Consider the following 19,852-nt stretch of genomic DNA (forward strand, 5'->3'; position numbering starts at 1 on the left):
AACGAAATTGTAAAACCACAACCCCAAAATTGAATGTTATGTCCATCACAGACATTATCTACACCGTAATTGCCGGTGGGCTTCTTGGCGCTATAGGCCAGGGAATCCGAATCGCAGTAGGACTTAAAAAATTGAGTGATTCCAACGCACAGCAGGTAGCAGCAGGCAGTACGCCTGAAAAAATGGATGCAGGCCGCCTCTGGGTCAGCATTTTTATCGGCTTTGTGGCTGGTGCCATTGGTATGATTATCAAAGGTACCTCACTCAAAACCGCAGATGGTTACCAGACAGAAGCCATCGTAACCATTATTGCCATTGGCTATGCAGGCGCAGACTTTATTGAAGGCTTCTTCCAGACTTACCTGAACAAGGTGAAAGCTGTTGTTACTGCAGCACCAGTCACGATCACCGCCACGCCTCCGGTGACTGTATCAGTTGAACAAGCAACCCCTGTAAACGAAGAACCAGAGCTGGTTGCAGATGAATATACCCCACAACATAACAATGCATTAGGATGAGTATCATACCAAAATTAAGCCCCAATTTCACCCCAGGAAGAAAGAATTACACCCCATTTGCCATCGTTATCCACATCATGGATGGAACGCTGGCCGGCACTGACAGCTGGTTCAGTAATCCTGCTTCCAAAGTTTCTGCCCACTATGGCGTAGGCCAGCAGGGCGAAGTACATCAATATGTGCAGGAAACAGACAGTGCCTGGCATGCAGGCCGTGTGTACACGCCTTCATGGACACTGATCAAAACTTCCAATGGTCAGTACATCAATCCAAACTATTACACCATCGGCATCGAACACGAAGGGAAAGGCGATACTCCATGGACAGATGCCATGTATGCCGCCAGTGCTGCCCTGATACGCGACATTGCTGATCGCTGGCACATTCCGCTGGACAGGCAACATGTAGTCGGTCATCACGAAATCTATGGTGCTAAAACCTGCCCTGGTACCAAGGTCGATCTCAATAAACTGATCGCACTGGCCAGGGGTAATCAGCCTACACCTGCGAACGATGATGATGGCGACATTCCACAAAAAGTAAAAACCACAGGTAAAGTTACTTCCCGCTCACGGCTCAATATCCGCGCTACCCCTGATACACACAAGGCTCCCATCAATATAGTGGAACCCGGTATCCAACTGGCTTACGATGGCTATGTGAACAACGGTGAGAAGATCAATGATAACAGCAAATGGTACTTTACTGACGAAGGGAACTGGTTCTGGAGCGGAGCTGTGAGATAACCTATACAACCCCAAATAATAAGTTATGGAAAAACTGTTAGACTTGTTAAAGTCTTTCGCAGGCTTTTTGTTTTATCATTACAAAGGATTGTATAATGAACTGAACAAAGCCCGGGATCACGTGCCCCTAAGGTTCATGATCAGTGACTTTGTAAGTGTGCTCCGGAGCTGTGGTATGTTCGTTACGCTGCATGCAATTGCCTTATTGGTGTTCACCGTATTGCCCCTGGGGAGAGATGTACTGCTGATAGTTGTTGAAGAAATTGCCGTCCAGCACCATGTAGGTAATCTACTATGGTTGCTGGGCGGTGCTTTTATATAGAGTGTGGTATCGGAATATGGTAGCCGATATGCTATCTATGTTACTGACCACTCAGGCAAGAGCCTCTCTGATGAAAGGGTACTTTGGCGAAAAGCTGTGCAGAAGACCATTGCACAAACTTCATTGTTGATGCCTTACTTTATTCTGCTGTTAGGTTTTGTGATCAATTATATCGGTGAAAATACACTGAACCCTAATCAACGTAACTGGGGATTTGGCATCCCGATGGAATGTCTGCTCCTGTTAGTGAACCTTGTAGCATGGGCGTATTTCCTGGATGAAAAAAAGGAAGGTCCGGACGACGTTATTTTAGATCCAAAGTCAGGTGAGCTGGTGTCAAAAAGCCATCTGGTGTCATGTCTTTCCTGCGCCTGCCCAAACAGGAATGGAGTGGTGCAATAAGCTGATCGGGATTTACAATGACTATGTATTTCAGTTGCACAAGCCATCTAATTTCTCTGACAGTATCAATAGCCGATTCGAAGAGTTTACGGAGCAGTTTTTAAATCTGCCCCGCGCAGCGCAAAGCGAATTCCTGAAAGACCCCACCAAAATGCCACCGAAGACGATTGTTCCTGCCTCGTTTGTACCATCGCCTACAGGATTGATAAAAGATGATAAGCCTGATACGATGTCCTGATGGATATACTGGATCCCATTGAAATTTTATAAACAGCTGCACCTGCAATTAAAGATCATTGCGATCATCAGCCTCAGTATATTCCTTATTGTAAGTATACTGCCTATCCGGTATTATGAAAAGATTGGTGCACCCGGTCTTGTTATCTTTGCATTTACCTGCTGGATCGGTATTTATATCGGTTTATTATATGTGGATTATGCATTGCTGAGAACAAAACCTTTTTCATTACGCATCACTTTGGTGGTCGTGCTGGTCCTCTCTTCACTCCTGAATAATGATCATCCTGTACGGTATGACAGCGAAAGCAATTATGATCGCAGACCCCTCATGTCTACCCATTTTGATAACTGGTTTAAGCAATATAAATCGGAAGGTGATCACCGGTATTTTTTCAGTTGGGTAAAAGATACGGCAGGAAAGCCCATACCTAAATACCCGGTGGTATTTGTGTGTGCAGAAGGTGGCGCTTTGAGAACAGGCGCCTTCACTTCTCTGATGCTGAGTTTTTTGCAGGAGAGTCTTGCAAATGCACAGGATCTGTATATAATAAATTACACCCGGATACATCAAAGGGTGCAAATATTATCCAACCTGAAGTGAGCCATCCTTTCAATTTCAAAAGAGCTATTTATGCTTATTCAGGTGTGTCGGGTGGTAGCCTGGGAATTGCATTTTTCAATGCGATGGCGTACCTCACTCCTGATAGTCTGCACAAAGTGGATTCCCTCACGAACATGACAGATTTATTTTTCCAGCAGGATTATTTATCGCCTGTGATCGGTAAGATGTTCTACGGTGATCTGCTCAATCTTTTATTGCCGTTTCAGATACCTGCATTTGACAGAGCCGCGGCGGATGAACTAAGACATTACATAGAGGATGAACTGCAGGGGAAAGTGATTCAGCTCTCTATTGGTAAATCAGGTAGTCAGGTGCCATTGAACTGGGGATTATCCACAAATAGTCTGAATAACCTGAAAATGGATATCAAAGACAAGTGGGAACACCGGGAGTTCAATGACCTGCGTAACCTTTACATCCTGAACAAGGATGTGAAGTGGGATTATTAAATCCTTTTCTCTCTCTTTACAAATTTCCTTCTGATCACATCCTGTACCGGGATACCTTCAATCTTACTTTCCAGCCAGGAGATGATGTCCAGGTACAGGAATGATCTTCTTTCGTAAGGATTTTGTGATAACTGCACCAGCTTTTCTTTCAGGCTGGCAAATGCACTTTTCAATGCTTTTGGATTAGCGTAAATATTCTTACGGAGGAACTTCAGTATTTCTTCCATCATTTGCCCAAGGTCTTTGTTCTTGGCAATGAAGTGGTAAACTGACTTAATCAGGTATTCAACCAGGCTGTAATTTTCCAGTTCGTAATGAGCTATGAGGTGTAATATGCGTGCAAAACACTGGATATCTGCGCGAAGGTTACCAATACGCAGGTGAATGATCTTGTTCAGGTACACGATCGCTTTGTTATTGTCTCCACTACCAAAGTACAGGCAGGCGATCTTGTAGTAAAAGAGCAATACCCTGTGCTGGTCTACCTTCAGTTGATGTTCTGCTATCTCTGCTTCCAGTTGTGGTATAATGCTCAATCCATCGCCGAAAGTACCTTCGAGGAAGTACCGGTTTATCCGCGCGGTGTACACGTACACAAATGCGGTGGTCTTGGTATTTTCGTTGAAGGTTTCATTGTTTTCAGCAATGAATGTTTCGAGGGTGCCCAGGTCACGGATAAATTTCTCGTGGTTGCTGGTATAAAACTGTGCGGTGAGCAGGTTGTGCATCGCCTTGATGTACAGTTCCACGTCCGTCTTTTGCAGGGAGGGGTACAATGTAAACAGGTCTACCCATTTGCGGGTGTACCTGTAAAACATCACAAAGTCCTGCAGGATATAGTAATACCAGCTATAGGCCTGGTACAGGTTGATCTTTTCATAAAAGCTCATATCCTGGTGGCAATTGGCCGGCAATTCCTTTTCGAAGAACAGTTTGACCATATTGGCATCCCGTTCATCCCGGGCATGACCCAGTTTGAGATAGAGGCCGTACATGCGCAGGGAGAGGGTAGAGAGCTTGCTGATGTTGCTCAGTTTCTGCTCTATGACCCGGCTTTCCTCACTCAGTTCGTCGGCCCGGTTTTCCAGGCTACGGGTGATGTGACGGCTTTCGATGAGTTTTTCGAATTCTATGATCTCGTAGCTGAGCATCACTTCCTCCTGTTCAATGGCCATGGACTTGGCTTTGGAGAGGAGCTTCAGACTCTGGTTATAGAGTCCCTTGCTATATAGCACCCGGGCGTAGTCCAATTGCTCCCGGAGGTCGATCAGGGGATCTTTTTGTTTGTAGAGCAGGCGGAGGGTGGTCAGCAACTGCTTGTACAGGTGAGCTTTTACATTGCTCAGCTGTTGTTTCTTGATAGCGGGTATTTTCTTCAGTATCTGTTCCTCATCATATTCCTTCAGTTTGTCCAAAGTATTAAAAAGCTGAATGAATAAAACGTCTTCCTTAGAGTTATTTTTGTTGAAAGCAAGCTGGAAATTCCGTTTTTCTGCTTTGGTGAGCGTTTTTATCAGTATAAAGAGCGCATCATGCTGATTGTTGGACATCGTTTATAATATGTTATAATTGACTGACAATCAAACGGGTATTTCTTGTCAGGCTATGTTATATATCGTAATTAGAGCAAATTTAGCTATATGGTAATTAAGGTTTGCTAATTAGATTTGAAGTTACAAACAAACAGGGAAGCACAAAATTAATGATTTAGCCTGTGTTGCAGAAAGTAAAGTATGTTTTTTAATTTAATGTAACACCGGCTCATAAAAAGTAATTACGGAATGGGAAAAACATTAGTTGACAAGATCTGGGACAGTCATATCGTGGTAAGTAAACCTGGATTTCCGGATGCAGTGTACATCAACACGCATTTTATCCACGAAGTTACCAGTCCTCAGGCATTTGACGGATTGCGCAAAAGGGGCATTCCGGTATTCCGTACGGGCAAGACCCGTGCTACAGCCGATCACAACGTACCTACTATGGATCAGCATCTGCCTATCAAGGAAGCGCTGAGCCGCAAGCAGGTAGAGATGCTGACCAGTAATACAGCAGAGTTTGGCGTAGAACTGTATGGTCTGGGCCACCCTTACCAGGGTATTGTGCACGTAATCGGTCCTGAGCTGGGTATTACCCTGCCAGGTATGACCATCGTGTGTGGTGATAGCCATACCAGTACCCACGGTGCATTTGGTGCTATCGCTTTCGGTATCGGTACATCCGAAGTGGAAATGGTACTGGCTACCCAGTGTCTGCTCCAATACCGTCCAAAACGTATGAAAATTGAGGTAAATGGTCAGTTGAAGAAGGGTGTGGTATCCAAGGATATCATCCTGTACATCATCTCCAAGATCTCTGCATCCGGTGCTACCGGCTACTTTGTGGAATTTGCTGGTGAGGCCATCCGCAGCCTGAGCATGGAAGCCCGTATGACCATCTGTAACATGAGTATCGAGATGGGTGCACGTGGAGGGTTGATCGCTCCTGACCAGACTACCTTCGACTATATCAAGGGCCGCGAGTTTGCACCAAAGGGTGCTGACTGGGATAAAGCCCTCGCTTACTGGGAGACTTTGTACACCGATGCTGATGCTGAGTTCGACTCAGTGATCACCTTCGATGCTGCAGATATTGAACCCATGATCACTTATGGAACCAACCCAGGTATGGGTATTGGTGTGACCCAGCACATTCCATCTCTCGAACAGCTGGATGAAAAGGAAAAACCTTCCTTCAGGAAATCCCTGGATTACATGGGGCTGGAGCCAGGCAGCGGTCTGCTGGGCAAAAAGGTGGATTATGTATTCATCGGTAGCTGTACCAACAGCCGCATCGAAGACCTGCGTATGGTGGCTGAATTTGTAAAAGGCAAACATAAGGCAGACGATGTAGTAGTGTGGATCGTACCAGGTTCCAAGCAGGTAGAAGCGCAGGCAAAGAAAGAAGGCATCGACAAAATATTTGAAGCGGCCGGTTTCCAGTTGCGCGAGCCAGGCTGCTCTGCATGTCTGGGTATGAACGAAGATAAAGTTCCTGCCGGCATGTATTGTATCTCTACCTCCAACCGTAACTTCGAAGGTCGTCAGGGTCCTAACGCCCGCACCTTCCTCGCCAGCCCACTGTCAGCAGCAGCTGCAGCGATCACTGGTAAAGTAACCGATGTAAGAGAACTCGTATAAAAGTATCATCATGGCCTGGAACGCGGATTTATATAAAGAAAAGCATGCCTTTGTTTTCAACTATGGTAACAGTGTAGTAGAATGGCTGCAGCCCAAAGCTGGGGAGACTATCCTCGATCTGGGTTGTGGTACAGGCGAACTCTCGGCTCAGATTGCTGAGAGTGGGGCAACGGTAAAAGGGATAGACAGTTCCGCCAGTATGATTGCCAGTGCAAAAAGTCATTACCCTTCCATCGATTTTGAAGTGGCAGACGGTACTTCTTTTTCACTGAATCAAACCTTCGATGCGGTGTTTTCCAATGCCACCCTGCACTGGATTCGCCAGAAGGAGAAAGTACTGGATCGTATCTGGCATCACCTGAAACCCGGTGGCAGACTGGTACTGGAAATGGGAGGAAAAGGAAATGTAGACGACATCACTGGTGCACTGAGCAAAGCGATGAAAGAAAAGGGATATGAATTTAAACCTTTTTGGTATTTTCCATCTCCTGGTGAATATACTTCCCTGTTGGAAGAATATGGTTTCCGGGTAAATCAGCTGAGCTATTTTGACCGTGATACCGAGCTGGCTGATCCGGAGAATGGTATCGTAGAATGGCTGCAGATGTTCGGGGCATACTACCTCGAAGCAATACCTGAAGCAGACAGACTGCCCATCCTCAAAGCTGCACAGGAAAGCCTGCGTGCTACTAACTTCCGCGATGGCAAATGGTATACTAAGTATGTAAGGTTGCGCGTGAAAGCTGAAAAAATTGCAGACGCTCAATAATTTGTAAAACACGTAAATTTAAAGTCCTCCTTACGGAGGCGATATATAATGAGTAAGAATTTTCAACAGTTGGAATCTACCGCAGTTCCTATTCCAATCGAAAACATTGATACTGACCAGATCATTCCGGCACGCTTCCTGAAAGCAACTACCCGCGATGGTTTCGGTGAAAATCTGTTCCGCGACTGGCGTTTTGACGGCGACAATCAACCTAAAGCTGATTTCGTACTGAACAATCCTACTTACAGTGGCCAGGTACTGGTAGCTGGTAAAAACTTTGGTTGTGGTTCCAGCCGTGAGCACGCAGCCTGGGCCATTGCCGACTATGGTTTCAAGGTGGTGATCAGCAGTTTCTTTGCAGATATCTTCAAGAACAATGCACTGAACAACTTCATCCTGCCTATCCAGGTGACTGATGCATTTCTCGACAAGATCTTTGCAGCAATCGAAGCAGACGTACATGCGAAACTGGCTGTAGATCTTGAAAAACAGACCCTGAAGATTGTATCTACGGGTGAAGAAGTTTCCTTCGACATCAATCCATACAAGAAAGCATGCCTGATCAATGGCTATGATGATATTGACTACCTGTTAAGCCTGCGTAAGGAAATTGAAACTTACGAAGCCACCCGGGAGTTTAATTTTTAACTTTTCGCTTTAACTCAACAAAACAATAAATGGGCGTAGACAAAAAAATACTGGTTATTCCGGGTGATGGTATCGGACAAGAAGTGACTACCTGGGGTAGGAAAGTGCTGGAAACAATAGCAACAAACTACAAGCACAACTTTACGTTTGAAGAAGGCATCATGGGGCACGTAGCAATCGAAGCTACCGGTAATCCCCTGCCAGATGAAACATTGGATAAAGCACGCAAAAGTGACGCTATCCTTTTTGGCGCTATCGGACATGCCAAATATGACAACGATCCTACACTGAAAGTACGCCCTGAACAGGGATTGCTGAAGATCCGTAAGGAACTGGGATTGTATGCAAACCTGCGTCCTATTAAGTTGTTTGATGAGCTGCTGGAAGCTTCCAGCATCAAGCCGGAAATACTGCGTGGAGCAGATATCCTGTTCTTCCGCGAGCTGACCGGTGATGTTTACTTTGGTGAAAAGAATCGTTCAGAAGATCGTAACACAGCTTCTGACCTGATGATCTATCACAAGTATGAAGTAGAGCGCATTGCCCGCAAAGCATTTGAAGCTGCACGTACACGTCGCAATAAACTGTGCTCTGTGGATAAAGCAAACGTACTGGAAGCAAGCCGTCTGTGGCGCGAAGTAGTACAGGCACTGGCAAAAGAATATACTGACGTAGAGGTAGAACATATGTTCATTGATAACGCTGCTATGCAACTGGTGAAGGATCCTAAACGTTTCGACGTGGTGGTAACCGGCAACCTGTTTGGCGATATCCTGACAGACGAAGCATCTCAGATCGCTGGTTCTATGGGTATGCTGGCTTCTGCTTCAGTAGGTGACAGCGTTGGCTTCTACGAGCCTATCCATGGTTCTGCACATGACATTGCAGGGAAAGGTATTGCCAATCCGCTGGCTTCTATCCTGTCTGCAGCACTGATGCTGGATATTTCTTTTGGACTGAAAAATGAATCGCTGCGTGTGATCAAGGCGGTAGAAGCTACTTTGAAACAAGGCTTCCGTACAATGGATATTGCGAACAAGCATACAGACAACCATCTGGTAATGGGTACTGATGCAATGGGCGCCAAAGTACTGGAGAATTTAAACTAAGAATTAAAAAAACAATAACAAATCAACATAAGATGAGCGATAAAAATCGTGTGTACGTCTTCGATACTACTCTCCGTGATGGTGAACAGGTACCTGGCTGTCAGCTGACCACAGTTGAAAAGATCACTATAGCCAAGGAGCTGGAAGCACTGGGAGTAGATGTTATTGAAGCCGGTTTCCCAATATCGAGCCCCGGCGATTTCCAGAGCGTAGTAGAAATATCAAAAGCTGTAAGTGAGCCGGTGATCTGTGCACTTACCCGTGCAAACACTATGGATATTGATGCTGCTGCCGAAGCCCTGCGTTTTGCAAAACGTAAGCGTATTCATACAGGTATCGGTTCTTCCGATATGCACATTAAATATAAATTCAACAGTACCCGCGAGGAGATCCTGAAGCGTGCTGCTGATGCGGTAAAATATGCACGTAAATTTGTTGACGATGTAGAATTTTATGCAGAAGATGCAGGCCGTGCAGACAATGCATACCTCGCGCAGATGATCGAAGCAGTGATTGCCGCAGGTGCGACTGTAGTAAACATTCCTGATACGAATGGTTACTGTCTGCCTGACCAGTATGGTGCCAAGATCAAGTACCTGATGGATCATGTGTCTAACATTGATAAAGCAATTATCTCCGTACACTGTCACAACGATTTGGGTATGGCTACTGCCAACTCTATCGCTGGTGTGATCAACGGTGCACGTCAGGTAGAATGTACCATCAATGGTATTGGTGAGCGTGCAGGTAATACTTCTCTCGAAGAGGTGGCGATGATCCTGAAAACACATCATGCATTGGGTTATCATACAGGTATTCAGTCAAAGAAACTGTATCAGCTGAGCAACATGGTTGAAACTATGATGCGCATGCCGGTGCAACCGAATAAGGCGATTATAGGCCGCAATGCATTTGCACATAGTTCCGGTATTCACCAGGATGGTGTGCTGAAGCATCGCGAAAACTATGAGATCCTGAATCCGGAAGATGTAGGTATCGAGTCGAATGCGATTATCCTGACTGCACGCAGTGGCCGTCATGCCCTGAAGCACCACCTGGAGCGACTGGGGTATAAACTGGATAAGGTGAATCTGGATGAGGTATATCAGCGCTTCCTGGTGATGGCAGATAGCAAGAAAGAGATTTCTGATGCAGATCTGTTAGAACTGATGGGGAATGGTAATGATCAGAATTATTCAGATGATAAGGCGATCAAGGTTACATTGTTGCAGGTAGTATGTGGTGATCCACTGCGTCCTATGGCGACCGTGAAGCTGAAGATCAATGGTGAGGAGAAAGAAGCCAGTTCTGCTGGTAATGGTCCGGTGGATGCGGCGATCAATGCGATCCATGAGATTATTAAAGATCAGATAGATATTGATGAATTTAATATCCAGTCAATGAGAGGGGGTAGTGCGGATGTGAGTAAGGTGAATATGAGGGTGAAGCATAATGGTCAGAGTTACTATGGATATGGGACTTCGACGGATATTGTGAATGCTTCTATGCATGCTTATGTAGATGCGCTGAATAAAATATTCTAGCACTTTTTTGAATTCCTTCGCGGTTTTTTGAAATTCAGCTCCGCTGAATTTCAAAAAACCGCAATCAAAATTTCTGATCGAAACGCTCAGCGTTTCGATCAGAAATTTTGTAATTGTTTAAAGTCTATATTCATAAGCGGATACTCCTGTCCATCTTTCAAATAAAAATGCCACCATTCCGTAGTTAAGTTTATAAACCCATGCCTCTCCATTACCTCCCTCAATAACTTCCGATTATTAGCCACCGATGTATCCTGTACATTATACGACTGATGCGCCTTCTCCGTAAAATCATCAAAATCTGTCGGCATTGCCAAAGGCTTTCCAGTTTTTAAATCACATAAGGTAAGGTCCACTGCTATCCCTCTATTATGCCCTGACCCTTTTGCCGGATTCGCCGCATATCTTTCATCCGGCACAATCTCCCACATCTTCTGCGTCACACTAAATGGTCTGTACCCATCATAGATCAACAACCCTAATCCCCGTTCCTCCAACTCCTCCTGTACTTCCTTCAACGCCTTCGCTGCCGGCAATTTTAAATAAGCCGCTGCACGCGGATACAACACCTGGTGTGTAAAGTTATTAGCCGTCGCATACCGGATATCCAATCTGATATGCGGAATGTACTTCGTAAGATCCACCAAATCAGACTGGTTACTTTGCGCAAAAGCAAAATGATACCAGAAAATGAAGAAAATAACAACAGTATAATTGAATTTCAACCTTTATCTATTTAAAAAATATAAAATATGGTAATAAAGTATAGACTTCTGCTAAAAAAAGATGGAAATCCCCTTGTTAAAAAGGCTATTTTAGAACCCTTAAAATAAGGAAATTATGAACCTGTTTAGATTAGATAATAAAGTGGCAGTTGTTACGGGCGGCGGTAGTGGAATTGGTCAGGCTATTGCTAAGGTTTTTGGTGCACAGGGCGCCAGTGTTCACATCATAGAGCTGAATGAAGACGGTGGTCGCCAGACAGCTGCAGACATCATTGCCGAAGGTGGCAAGGCTGCTGTATACGGCTGTAATGTAGCCAAACAGTCGGAAGTTGTCGCTGTGATGGAAAAGATCACTGCTGCCGCAGGCCGCATCGACATCCTCGTAAACTGTGCCGGTATTGCCCACGTAGGCCGGTTAGACACCACTTCAGAAGAAGATCTGGACAGGGTATATAATGTGAATGTGAAAGGTACGTACAACTGTATGTTCGCCGTAATCGGTCAGATGAAAGCACAAAAGAGCGGTGTGATCCTGAACGTAGCTTCTATAGCTTCCAGCGTAGGTATTCCTGACAGGTTTGCTTACTCTATGAGTAAAGGCGCAGTGCTTACGATGACCCTCTCTGTGGCAAAAGATTTTATCAGGGATGGTATCCGTTGTAACTGTGTGTCTCCTGCACGTGTGCATACACCATTTGTAGACGGTTTTATCGCTAAAAACTACCCTGGCAAAGAAGCTGAAATGTTTGAGAAACTCTCTCAGACACAACCAATTGGACGTATGGCTAAACCAGTAGAAGTAGGTACCCTGGCACTGTACCTGTGCTCAGAAGAAGCAGGCTTCATTACCGGTTGTGATTATCCATTGGATGGTGGTTTTATAAAGCTTAATAATTAATTATAAGTAAAGAATTATGAAATAAGGCAAAAGGTATCTTATATTCGTAAATTCTAATTTGTAATTAATCAACCACAATTCCATTATTCATGAAATCTATTTGGTCAGTTATCATACCTGCCACAACTTTATTGTACGCATGTGGCGGTACAGGTACCAACGCTGGCAACGGCCAGCAGGCGGGAGATAGCACAGCTGCGTTTCAACCAGCTACGCCTTCTGGTAAGGTCGCAGTCGCTTTCCCGGCAGATGCAGATACGACCCGTATCTCTATCCATTTTGAAGCAGACGGACAGTCTTCGGACAAAACGTTTGAACTGCCTCTGGCAAGAGACGTGGCCGAGCAGGATTTGTATCGTGCAGTGTGGGACAAGCCTAACAGCGTATACATTGGTGTACTGAAAAGTGACCATAGCACCCGCTATTATCATGCAAGTGTTGATAACGGAAGCGCAAAGATCAATCTGGTAGGCACGCCTCCTGCAGCAGTATGGCACTATGCTGAAGAAAAGGCCGGTTTAGGCACCATTAGCCTGGATATGAAAGCAGTTGATTCTTACGAACAACAAATTCAATCCGGTACTATCATCGCTGACCTGATCGTGAAAAAACTGCCGGTTTCTTCTCCTGATTCTGTGAGAATTTATGCAGAATTCGGTGGCGCTAACAAGACCATTGGAATGGTGGTGCCAGCAGAAGCAACCACAGGTATCGTACAATCACCTTCTCACCCGGAACAGGTGTTCCTTGTGCAGATCCTGAACAAAAAGTACACAAACCTGGTGGAAATCAAAGTGGATAATGGTCACCTGAAGATCAATTCACTGCGATAAGTGTTAAAATAAAAAACAAAGTACAATTAACATATGAAACTGATACGATTTGGAGCACCGGGAGCTGAGAAGCCGGGAGTGGTAACCGAAGCAGGCATGTTTGATGTCAGTGCATTCGGGGAAGATTTTGGTGAGCAATTTCTGGCGACAGATGGACTGAATCGCCTGGCTGCATGGTGGGCGCAAAATGAAAAAAATTGCCCTTCTGTGCCTGCAGGTACCCGTCTCGGAAGCCCTATCACAAGGCCTTCCAAGATTATTTGCATTGGTCTGAACTACGCTGACCATGCAAAGGAAACCAATGCAGCAATTCCACAGGAACCAATCGTATTTTTCAAGAGTACTACTGCGCTGGTAGGCCCGAATGATGACTTAGTCATTCCCCGCAACAGCGTAAAAACTGACTGGGAAGTGGAACTGGCTGTGGTGATTGGCAGGAAAGCCAGCTATATAGAAGAAAAAGATGCGCTGGAATACATAGCAGGTTATGCACTGCACAACGACTATAGCGAGCGTGAGTTCCAGCTGGAACGTGGCGGACAGTGGGTAAAAGGGAAGAGTAATGACACCTTTGCACCGCTGGGCCCATGGCTGGTAACCAAAGAGGAAATTAAAGATGTGGATAACCTGCGTCTGTGGTTAACCCTGAATGGAAAAACCATGCAGGACGGTACTACAGCCAACCTGATCTTTAAGATTCCTTTCATCGTTTCCTACCTGAGCCAGTTTATGACCCTGCTGCCGGGCGATGTGATCTCTACAGGTACACCTGCAGGCGTAGGTTTGGGAATGAAACCAAATGTATATGTAAAAGCTGGTGATGTGATTGAGCTGGGTATTGACGGTTTGGGTACATCCAAACAAATAGCTGTTGCTTTCAAATAAGAAGACAGTAAGAAATTTTGATGCGGTCAGACTGCTTTTGCCGTCTGACCGCAAAATTTTCCACTTACTGTAATTCTGACATTTATTCCCTTTAAACTTGTAATTTGCTACGATATGAAGAGGCACTGTCTTGCGTTAGATCTGAAGAATGACCCGGTTTTGATCGCTGAGTACGAAGCGTATCACCGGGAAATATGGCCTGAAATCAGGAAGAGTATTTTAGACAGCGGCATAGTGAACATGGAGATTTACCGTATCATGGACCGCCTGTTTATGATCATGGAAGTAGATGAAACGTTTTCATTCGAAAAGAAAGATGCTGCAGATGCTGCTAACCCCAAAGTACAGGAGTGGGAAGCACTGATGTGGAAATACCAGCAGGCCTTACCAGTGGCCAGGCCGGGAGAAAAATGGATATTTATGGAGAAGATCTTTGCATTGTAAGAAGAGACTAATACGCCCGGGATTTTAATTAGGAAGCAAACGTTATGAAAAAATGGTCATAGACGCTCACCAGCATTTTTGGCAATATCATCCTGTAAAGGATGCCTGGATCACTGATGATATGAAAGTGATCCAGCAGGATTTTTTGCCACAACACCTACTACCGGTTTTGGCGCAAAATAATGTGGATGGCTGTGTCGCTGTACAGGCGGACCAGTCAGAGATGGAAACTGATTTCCTGCTGGGGCTTGCTGCCGGACATGATTTTATTAAAGGCATTGTGGGTTGGATAGATCTGCGCGATGCAGACCTGGAAGACAGGCTGGCGCATTATAGCCAGTATCCCGTGCTGAAAGGTTTCAGGCATATCGTACAAGGTGAGCCTGATCCTGCATTTATTATCAGGGAAGACTTTTGCAGGGGTATACAACTCCTGTCGAAATACAACTTTACTTACGACATCCTGGTCTACCCGGTACAACTACCGGCAGTAGCTACGTTTGTACAGAAATTTCCAGATCACCGGTTGGTGATCGATCATCTGGCCAAACCGTATATTAAAACCGGTGATGTCGAAAACTGGGCAAAACAGATGCGTGCCATTGCCCGGTATCCGCATGTATATTGCAAACTCAGTGGTATGGTCACTGAAGCTGACTGGAACAACTGGGAGCCGGCACATTTTGCGCCATTCCTGGAAGTTTGCCTGGAAGCTTTTGGGGCAGACAGACTCCTGTTTGGCTCCGACTGGCCGGTATGCCAGGTTGCGGGTAGCTATACACAGGTAAAAGGTATTGTGACTGATTATATCAGTCATTTATCTGCAACAGAGCAGGCAAAGATAATGGGTGGAAATGCGATTGCATTTTATGGGCTATAGGCAATCAAAGGAGTGCAAAGTAATTCAAACAATTTCAAAGAAATTTTAAACGAATTCAATTCCCCTGAAATGCCTTACATGTCTTCCAAAGGAAGAACTATTAAAAGAACAATATTTCTAATCAATATTTAAATCGTTCACATGGATCTGGGATTAAAGGAAAAAGTATTTATTGTTACAGGTGGTGCAAAAGGAATAGGCGAAGCTATCTCCAAACTGATTGCCGCTGAAGGTGGTATTGCTGTAGTGGCAGGCAGGAACGCAGCTGATAATGATAAAACTGTAGCAGCGATCAAAGCTGCCGGTGGCAAAGCTTTTGGCATTGCAGCCGAGTTGGGTAAAGTGGAAGATTGCAAAAAAGTAATTGACCTGGTGATAGCAGAATTTGGCCGCATCGATGGTCTTGTAAACAACGCCGGCGTGAATGACGGTGTAGGCCTGGAAAGTGGCAGCCCTGAGAAATTCATGGCTTCTCTGCAAAAGAACCTCTCTCACTATTATAACCTCGCGCACTATGCACTGCCTTATCTGAAAACGACTAAAGGCAGTATCTTAAATATCGGTTCCAAAGTGGCAGAAACCGGCCAGGGTAATACCAGTGGATACGCTGCTTCCAAAGGTGGTATCAATGCACTGACCCGCGAATGGGCGGTGGAATTGCTGCCTTACAGCATCCGCGTAAATACAGTGATCCCTGCTGAAGTATGGACGCCACTGTACGAAAACTGGATCAACTCCCTTCCTGATCCAAAGGAGAAACTGGCCGCTATCGTTTCTAAAATTCCTTTAGAAAAGAGAATGACCACCTCCGAAGAAATTGCTAACATGACAGTGTTCTTACTGTCCAACGTGTCGTCTCATACTACCGGCCAGATCATCTATGTCGATGGTGGTTATACCCATCTGGACAGGTCCGTGAGCTAATTTATTTTTAAACCATTCAAATTTTCCACAATGGCCGGAGCCACAATGTCCACTTCCACTGTTAAGGCAAACATCGATACGAATAAGAGTTACCTGTTTCCATTTATACTGGTGACCAGCCTGTTCTTTTTATGGGGATTTGCGTATGGATTGCTCGATATTTTAAACAAACATTTTCAGGATGTACTGGAAGTGACGAAGAGAAAGTCTACCCTGTTGCAGTTTGCTTATTTCGGGGCATACTTCCTGATGGCATTGCCGGCTGGTATTTTCATGAATAAATATGGTTACAAAAAGGGTATCCTGCTGGGATTGGTGCTGTACGCAATAGGGGCGTTTTTATTTTATCCCGCTGCAGGTGCACTTAGTTTCAACGGCTTTCTGGCGGCATTGTTTATACTTGCCTGTGGACTGGCCTGTCTTGAAACGGCAGCGAACCCGTATGTAACCGTGCTTGGTAAAAGTGAAACTTCTGAATTCCGCCTGAACCTGTCACAGTGTTTTAATGGCGCAGGTTCTTCATTAGGCGCTTTCATAGGAGGGCAGCTGTTCCTGGAAGACAAAGCCGCCGCAGCCTCCGCAGCCAAAGACCTGACAGTCGTTCAGCTTACCTACATTGTTATTGGTATTGTTGTCGTACTGATCGCCATGTTCTTTTTCCGTACACCATTGCCTGAGATCAGGGAAGATGAGGAGGAAGGTCTTGATGCTGCCGCGAAAGCGAGGCCATTATTTTCCCATTCCCATTTTATATGGGGTATTATCGCCCAGTTCTTTTATGTAGCTGCTCAGGTAGGTGTGGCCGCATTATTCATCAACTACGTTACAGAATACTGGCAGGGTACTACCAGTAAGCAGGCATCGTCACTGCTGGCGATCGGGCTTGGATTATTCCTGGCAGGCAGATTTGTGGGTACCGCCATCATGCGGAAAATAAAACCGAACAAGCTGCTGATGATCTATGCATTTATCAACGTGCTGCTTTGTATGCTGGTGATAGCCGGTCAGGGAGAGATGTCTGTGTATGCACTGATGGCCACTTTCTTCTTTATGTCTATCATGTTCCCTTCCATCTTTGCACTGGGTGTGAAAGATCTGGGTGTGCATACAAAAAGGGCTTCTTCCTTCCAGATCATGGCCATAGTAGGTGGTGCGATCGTACCTTATGTAATGGGTACATTGGCAGATATGAAATCGACAGCCATCGCTTATGTAGTACCACTGGTTTGTTTCTCGGTGGTTTTCTACTTTGGCGGCTGGGGTTATAAACAGCGATGATTCTCATCATGAAATATGTAAATAGCTTCTGCCATCCGCAGAAGCTATTTTTTTTTAACTACATTCGAATCATGAACCGGTTATTGTTATTCCTTTGCCTTTTGATCGGTCATACGGTTGCATCACAATCCGTATCAATCACCATCACTCACGAGGTGAACCACCAGCCTATGCGGACCAATAAAGCTTATTATACCGCACAGGGAGATACCTTTACCATTACGAAATTCAAATACTACCTCAGCAATTTCGCCTTCACCAATGATTCAGGAGAAGCTATTAAATTACCCCCTGAATATTTCCTGGTCAGTGAAGATAGTGCTGCCAGCAAAAAGATCTCCCTCACAGGACTACCTTTGGGGCGATATAAGGCCGTTTCTTTCATGATCGGGGTAGATAGTATCATGAACTGCACAGGGGTGCAGAGCGGGGCTTTAGACCCTCTTTATGGCATGTTCTGGACATGGAACAGTGGTTACATTATGGCGAAACTGGAAGGCACGTCTCCTGCTTCTCATTTACCGGGGCATGTACTGCAATTTCATATTGGAGGATATAGGGGTGCACACCAGTCTCAGCGGATGGTGCATGTAAATACATCATTTGTAGTCTCGGCAGACAATACGCCGGTGGTGAACCTCGTAGCAGATGCTGCGTTCTGGTTCAATGGTGCTAATCCGATCCGCTTTAGTGAAACAGCGGGCTTTATGGCCCCAGGTACGATAGGAGACCGGATTGCAGATAATTACAGTCACATGTTTTCCGTTAAATCAAAATAATGAATTGCAAAGCGACGTATGTGATCATGGCATTCTGCCTTTTCCTGGTGGGGATCAGTCTCCGTGGGAAAGGCCCTGGCCCTGGTGTCACCTATGTAACCCTCCATTTACCCGATAGTCTCCCTAAACCTGTGTATGACTTTTCTAAAAACCCATTGACAAAAGAAGGTATTGCCTTAGGAAGATATTTATTTTATGATCCGAAGTTATCCCGCGATAGTTCGGTTTCCTGCGGATTTTGTCATCAGCAGTTTGCCGCATTCGGGCATTTTGACCATGCATTGGCACATGGTGTGTATGGCAGGATGGGTACGCGTTCTGTACCTACTTTGTTCAACCTGATCTGGCAAAAAGATTTCATGTGGGATGGCGGGGTCAATCACCTGGATATACAACCCATGTCGCCCATCGTTGCAGAAAATGAAATGGACATGCCACTGAATGAACTGTTAGACCGGCTCAAATGCAATGAGAAATACCAGCAAATGTTCAAAGCGGCATATGGTACGGAAGAAGTGACGAGTCAGCGGATGTTCAAAGCGCTGGCGCAGTTCATGGCGACAATGATCAGCTTTGACAGTAAGTATGACAGTGTGAGGAGGGGAGAACCCGGTGTGACCTTTACGGCAGAAGAAGGAGGTGGCTATAAAACATTTCAGCAGAAGTGTGCAGGGTGCCATAAAGAACCGTTTTTTACAGACTTCACCGCGCGGAATAATGGACTGCCTTACAGTCCGAATATGAATGATATGGGGCGTATGCGTATTACAAACAATACAGGAGATTATATGAAGTTTAAAGTACCTTCTTTACGCAATGTAATGGTGAGTGCGCCTTATATGCATGATGGAAGGTTCTTTGATATTTTCCAGGTGTTTGCCATGTATGATCATGGACAGGAGAAAGGTAGTACCGTTGATCCTTTAGTACGCGGTATGCAACTGTCACCAAAGGAACAACGGCAGTTATATATGTTCTTACTCACCCTTACGGATAAACATTTTTTGAAGAACCCGGATTTCAGTGAAGTGATGATAACGGATTAATTACTTTTTCTTCCGTCTCCAGCAATCTGCTACATGATCATCTACCATACCTGTGGCCTGCATAAAGGCGTAGCAGATAGTAGAGCCTACGAACTTAAATCCACGCTTGAGCAGGTCTTTGCTCATCGCATCAGAGATAGGGGTTTTAGCTGGTATCTCACTCAGTGATTTGAAGTGATTGACGATCGGTTTACCACCCACAAAACTCCAGATGTATTTGTCAAAACTGCCGAATTCCTTTTGTACTTCGAGGAATGCTTTTGCATTGAGAACAGTACCGTTTATTTTGAGGCGGTTACGGATAATGCCGGCATCCGCCATGAGGGACTCGATCTTTTTATCAGTGTATTTTGAGATCTTTTTTGCGTCCCAGTTGTCAAAAGCTTTACGGTAGTTTTCTCTTTTGGTGAGCACAGTATACCAGCTCAGGCCAGCCTGAGCGCCTTCGAGATTGATCATTTCGAACAGGCGGGTATCGTCGTGAAGCGGAACGCCCCATTCAGTGTCGTGGTAGTCTTTGTAGAGCTGGTCTTTGGTAGACCAGGAGCAGCGGTTTGGTTCCATCCTGCAATTTAATCAAAAAGGAGGCGACTCATAAATATTATGAGGGGA

Annotated in this window: 24 protein-coding genes; 21 read left to right on the forward strand and 3 right to left on the reverse strand. The window is 45.2% G+C overall.

Annotation, left to right across the window (positions count from 1 at the left end; all coding sequences use genetic code 11):
- The first annotated feature begins 38 nt into the window (after positions 1-38).
- Genes SIO70_RS11265 through SIO70_RS11295 form a run of 7 tightly spaced genes read left to right on the forward strand, consistent with a single transcriptional unit; the run spans position 39 to position 3,299 of the window.
- On the forward strand, positions 39-518 hold the full coding sequence (locus SIO70_RS11265) for a hypothetical protein (protein WP_320580962.1): 480 nt from the start codon (positions 39-41) through the stop codon (positions 516-518).
- Complete coding sequence (locus SIO70_RS11270; protein ID WP_320580963.1) at positions 515-1,264, forward strand: peptidoglycan recognition family protein; 750 nt, start codon at positions 515-517, stop codon at positions 1,262-1,264. Before SIO70_RS11265 ends, SIO70_RS11270 begins: the two co-directional genes overlap by 4 nt.
- 25 nt (positions 1,265-1,289) lie before the next feature.
- The gene (locus tag SIO70_RS11275) at positions 1,290-1,586 is read left to right on the forward strand and encodes a hypothetical protein (RefSeq protein ID WP_320580964.1); all 297 of its coding nucleotides are present in this window, start codon (positions 1,290-1,292) and stop codon (positions 1,584-1,586) included.
- A 3-nt stretch (positions 1,587-1,589) separates the two neighbouring features.
- Positions 1,590-1,988, forward strand: a complete 399-nt coding sequence (locus SIO70_RS11280) for a hypothetical protein (RefSeq protein ID WP_320580965.1) — start codon at positions 1,590-1,592, stop codon at positions 1,986-1,988.
- A complete protein-coding gene (locus SIO70_RS11285) occupies positions 1,972-2,226 on the forward strand; it encodes a hypothetical protein (protein ID WP_320580966.1) in 255 nt (84 codons plus the stop codon). Before SIO70_RS11280 ends, SIO70_RS11285 begins: the two co-directional genes overlap by 17 nt.
- 18 nt (positions 2,227-2,244) lie before the next feature.
- Positions 2,245-2,829: a hypothetical protein gene (locus tag SIO70_RS11290; RefSeq protein ID WP_320580967.1), complete on the forward strand. Its 585-nt coding sequence runs from the start codon at positions 2,245-2,247 to the stop codon at positions 2,827-2,829.
- On the forward strand, positions 2,826-3,299 hold the full coding sequence (locus tag SIO70_RS11295) for a hypothetical protein (protein WP_320580968.1): 474 nt from the start codon (positions 2,826-2,828) through the stop codon (positions 3,297-3,299). The genes SIO70_RS11290 and SIO70_RS11295 overlap by 4 nt, the downstream gene beginning before the upstream one ends.
- On the opposite strand, the gene SIO70_RS11300 is transcribed toward SIO70_RS11295, so the two are convergent.
- Positions 3,296-4,849: a hypothetical protein gene (locus SIO70_RS11300; protein ID WP_320580969.1), complete on the reverse strand. Its 1,554-nt coding sequence runs from the start codon at positions 4,847-4,849 to the stop codon at positions 3,296-3,298. The two genes, SIO70_RS11295 and SIO70_RS11300, sit on opposite strands and share 4 nt — an antisense overlap.
- 231 nt (positions 4,850-5,080) lie before the next feature.
- Here SIO70_RS11300 and leuC point away from each other — a divergent pair, with 231 nt between their 5' ends.
- From leuC to SIO70_RS11325, 5 genes are read left to right on the forward strand one after another with little or no spacing between them, the layout of a single operon-like run.
- Positions 5,081-6,478: a 3-isopropylmalate dehydratase large subunit gene (gene leuC / locus SIO70_RS11305; RefSeq protein WP_320580970.1), complete on the forward strand. Its 1,398-nt coding sequence runs from the start codon at positions 5,081-5,083 to the stop codon at positions 6,476-6,478.
- A 10-nt stretch (positions 6,479-6,488) separates the two neighbouring features.
- The gene (locus SIO70_RS11310; RefSeq protein WP_320580971.1) at positions 6,489-7,247 is read left to right on the forward strand and encodes a methyltransferase domain-containing protein; all 759 of its coding nucleotides are present in this window, start codon (positions 6,489-6,491) and stop codon (positions 7,245-7,247) included.
- A gap of 48 nt (positions 7,248-7,295) precedes the next feature.
- Positions 7,296-7,895: a 3-isopropylmalate dehydratase small subunit gene (leuD, locus tag SIO70_RS11315; RefSeq protein ID WP_320580972.1), complete on the forward strand. Its 600-nt coding sequence runs from the start codon at positions 7,296-7,298 to the stop codon at positions 7,893-7,895.
- A 29-nt stretch (positions 7,896-7,924) separates the two neighbouring features.
- Positions 7,925-9,004, forward strand: a complete 1,080-nt coding sequence (gene leuB, locus SIO70_RS11320; protein WP_083720703.1) for a 3-isopropylmalate dehydrogenase — start codon at positions 7,925-7,927, stop codon at positions 9,002-9,004.
- 32 nt (positions 9,005-9,036) lie between these two features.
- Positions 9,037-10,548, forward strand: a complete 1,512-nt coding sequence (locus tag SIO70_RS11325; RefSeq protein ID WP_320580973.1) for a 2-isopropylmalate synthase — start codon at positions 9,037-9,039, stop codon at positions 10,546-10,548.
- 98 nt (positions 10,549-10,646) lie between these two features.
- Here SIO70_RS11325 and SIO70_RS11330 read toward each other — a convergent pair whose 3' ends face one another.
- A complete protein-coding gene (locus tag SIO70_RS11330; RefSeq protein WP_320580974.1) occupies positions 10,647-11,273 on the reverse strand; it encodes a M15 family metallopeptidase in 627 nt (208 codons plus the stop codon).
- A 115-nt stretch (positions 11,274-11,388) separates the two neighbouring features.
- Here SIO70_RS11330 and SIO70_RS11335 point away from each other — a divergent pair, with 115 nt between their 5' ends.
- The 9 genes from SIO70_RS11335 to SIO70_RS11375 all read left to right on the forward strand — a co-directional run bounded on the left by SIO70_RS11335 (position 11,389) and on the right by SIO70_RS11375 (position 19,240).
- Positions 11,389-12,171 carry a glucose 1-dehydrogenase gene (locus SIO70_RS11335; protein ID WP_320580975.1) on the forward strand — a complete coding sequence of 261 codons (783 nt, stop codon included), beginning with the start codon at positions 11,389-11,391 and terminating at the stop codon, positions 12,169-12,171.
- An 89-nt stretch (positions 12,172-12,260) separates the two neighbouring features.
- Entirely contained in the window at positions 12,261-13,004 is a 744-nt protein-coding gene (locus SIO70_RS11340; RefSeq protein WP_320580976.1) for a hypothetical protein, read from the forward strand.
- Positions 13,005-13,037: 33 nt separating this feature from the next.
- The gene (locus SIO70_RS11345; RefSeq protein WP_320580977.1) at positions 13,038-13,889 is read left to right on the forward strand and encodes a fumarylacetoacetate hydrolase family protein; all 852 of its coding nucleotides are present in this window, start codon (positions 13,038-13,040) and stop codon (positions 13,887-13,889) included.
- Between the two features lie 114 nt (positions 13,890-14,003).
- A complete protein-coding gene (locus SIO70_RS11350) occupies positions 14,004-14,333 on the forward strand; it encodes an L-rhamnose mutarotase (RefSeq protein ID WP_320580978.1) in 330 nt (109 codons plus the stop codon).
- Positions 14,334-14,385: 52 nt separating this feature from the next.
- Positions 14,386-15,213 carry an amidohydrolase family protein gene (locus tag SIO70_RS11355; protein WP_320580979.1) on the forward strand — a complete coding sequence of 276 codons (828 nt, stop codon included), beginning with the start codon at positions 14,386-14,388 and terminating at the stop codon, positions 15,211-15,213.
- 141 nt (positions 15,214-15,354) lie between these two features.
- Positions 15,355-16,137, forward strand: a complete 783-nt coding sequence (locus SIO70_RS11360) for an SDR family oxidoreductase (RefSeq protein WP_320580980.1) — start codon at positions 15,355-15,357, stop codon at positions 16,135-16,137.
- Positions 16,138-16,167: 30 nt separating this feature from the next.
- Positions 16,168-17,415 carry an L-fucose:H+ symporter permease gene (fucP, locus tag SIO70_RS11365; RefSeq protein ID WP_320580981.1) on the forward strand — a complete coding sequence of 416 codons (1,248 nt, stop codon included), beginning with the start codon at positions 16,168-16,170 and terminating at the stop codon, positions 17,413-17,415.
- Between the two features lie 71 nt (positions 17,416-17,486).
- Positions 17,487-18,194 (forward strand): MbnP family protein, encoded by a 708-nt coding sequence (locus tag SIO70_RS11370; RefSeq protein ID WP_320580982.1) that lies wholly within the window; start codon positions 17,487-17,489, stop codon positions 18,192-18,194.
- On the forward strand, positions 18,194-19,240 hold the full coding sequence (locus tag SIO70_RS11375) for a cytochrome-c peroxidase (protein ID WP_320580983.1): 1,047 nt from the start codon (positions 18,194-18,196) through the stop codon (positions 19,238-19,240). Before SIO70_RS11370 ends, SIO70_RS11375 begins: the two co-directional genes overlap by 1 nt.
- Here SIO70_RS11375 and SIO70_RS11380 read toward each other — a convergent pair whose 3' ends face one another.
- Positions 19,241-19,804, reverse strand: coding sequence for a DNA-3-methyladenine glycosylase I (locus tag SIO70_RS11380; RefSeq protein WP_320580984.1), 564 nt, complete (start codon positions 19,802-19,804; stop codon positions 19,241-19,243).
- Positions 19,805-19,852: the final 48 nt, after the last annotated feature.

Source organism: Chitinophaga sancti (genome assembly GCF_034087045.1).
GTDB classification, from domain to species: domain Bacteria; phylum Bacteroidota; class Bacteroidia; order Chitinophagales; family Chitinophagaceae; genus Chitinophaga; species Chitinophaga sancti_B.

Bases quoted from the DNA above. Each gene is read 5' to 3' on its own strand.
- SIO70_RS11340 (WP_320580976.1), top strand. From the start codon at position 12,261: ATGAAATCTATTTGGTCAGTTATCATACCTGCCACAACTTTATTGTAC.
- SIO70_RS11325 (WP_320580973.1), top strand. From the start codon at position 9,037: ATGAGCGATAAAAATCGTGTGTACGTCTTCGATACTACTCTCCGTGAT.
- SIO70_RS11335 (WP_320580975.1), top strand. From the start codon at position 11,389: ATGAACCTGTTTAGATTAGATAATAAAGTGGCAGTTGTTACGGGCGGC.
- SIO70_RS11265 (WP_320580962.1), top strand. From the start codon at position 39: ATGTCCATCACAGACATTATCTACACCGTAATTGCCGGTGGGCTTCTT.
- SIO70_RS11360 (WP_320580980.1), top strand. From the start codon at position 15,355: ATGGATCTGGGATTAAAGGAAAAAGTATTTATTGTTACAGGTGGTGCA.
- SIO70_RS11275 (WP_320580964.1), top strand. From the start codon at position 1,290: ATGGAAAAACTGTTAGACTTGTTAAAGTCTTTCGCAGGCTTTTTGTTT.
- leuC (WP_320580970.1), top strand. From the start codon at position 5,081: ATGGGAAAAACATTAGTTGACAAGATCTGGGACAGTCATATCGTGGTA.
- SIO70_RS11300 (WP_320580969.1), bottom strand. From the start codon at position 4,849: ATGTCCAACAATCAGCATGATGCGCTCTTTATACTGATAAAAACGCTC.
- SIO70_RS11375 (WP_320580983.1), top strand. From the start codon at position 18,194: ATGAATTGCAAAGCGACGTATGTGATCATGGCATTCTGCCTTTTCCTG.
- SIO70_RS11380 (WP_320580984.1), bottom strand. From the start codon at position 19,804: ATGGAACCAAACCGCTGCTCCTGGTCTACCAAAGACCAGCTCTACAAA.
- SIO70_RS11285 (WP_320580966.1), top strand. From the start codon at position 1,972: ATGGAGTGGTGCAATAAGCTGATCGGGATTTACAATGACTATGTATTT.
- leuD (WP_320580972.1), top strand. From the start codon at position 7,296: ATGAGTAAGAATTTTCAACAGTTGGAATCTACCGCAGTTCCTATTCCA.
- SIO70_RS11355 (WP_320580979.1), top strand. From the start codon at position 14,386: ATGGTCATAGACGCTCACCAGCATTTTTGGCAATATCATCCTGTAAAG.
- fucP (WP_320580981.1), top strand. From the start codon at position 16,168: ATGGCCGGAGCCACAATGTCCACTTCCACTGTTAAGGCAAACATCGAT.
- SIO70_RS11270 (WP_320580963.1), top strand. From the start codon at position 515: ATGAGTATCATACCAAAATTAAGCCCCAATTTCACCCCAGGAAGAAAG.
- leuB (WP_083720703.1), top strand. From the start codon at position 7,925: ATGGGCGTAGACAAAAAAATACTGGTTATTCCGGGTGATGGTATCGGA.
- SIO70_RS11310 (WP_320580971.1), top strand. From the start codon at position 6,489: ATGGCCTGGAACGCGGATTTATATAAAGAAAAGCATGCCTTTGTTTTC.
- SIO70_RS11370 (WP_320580982.1), top strand. From the start codon at position 17,487: ATGAACCGGTTATTGTTATTCCTTTGCCTTTTGATCGGTCATACGGTT.
- SIO70_RS11345 (WP_320580977.1), top strand. From the start codon at position 13,038: ATGAAACTGATACGATTTGGAGCACCGGGAGCTGAGAAGCCGGGAGTG.
- SIO70_RS11350 (WP_320580978.1), top strand. From the start codon at position 14,004: ATGAAGAGGCACTGTCTTGCGTTAGATCTGAAGAATGACCCGGTTTTG.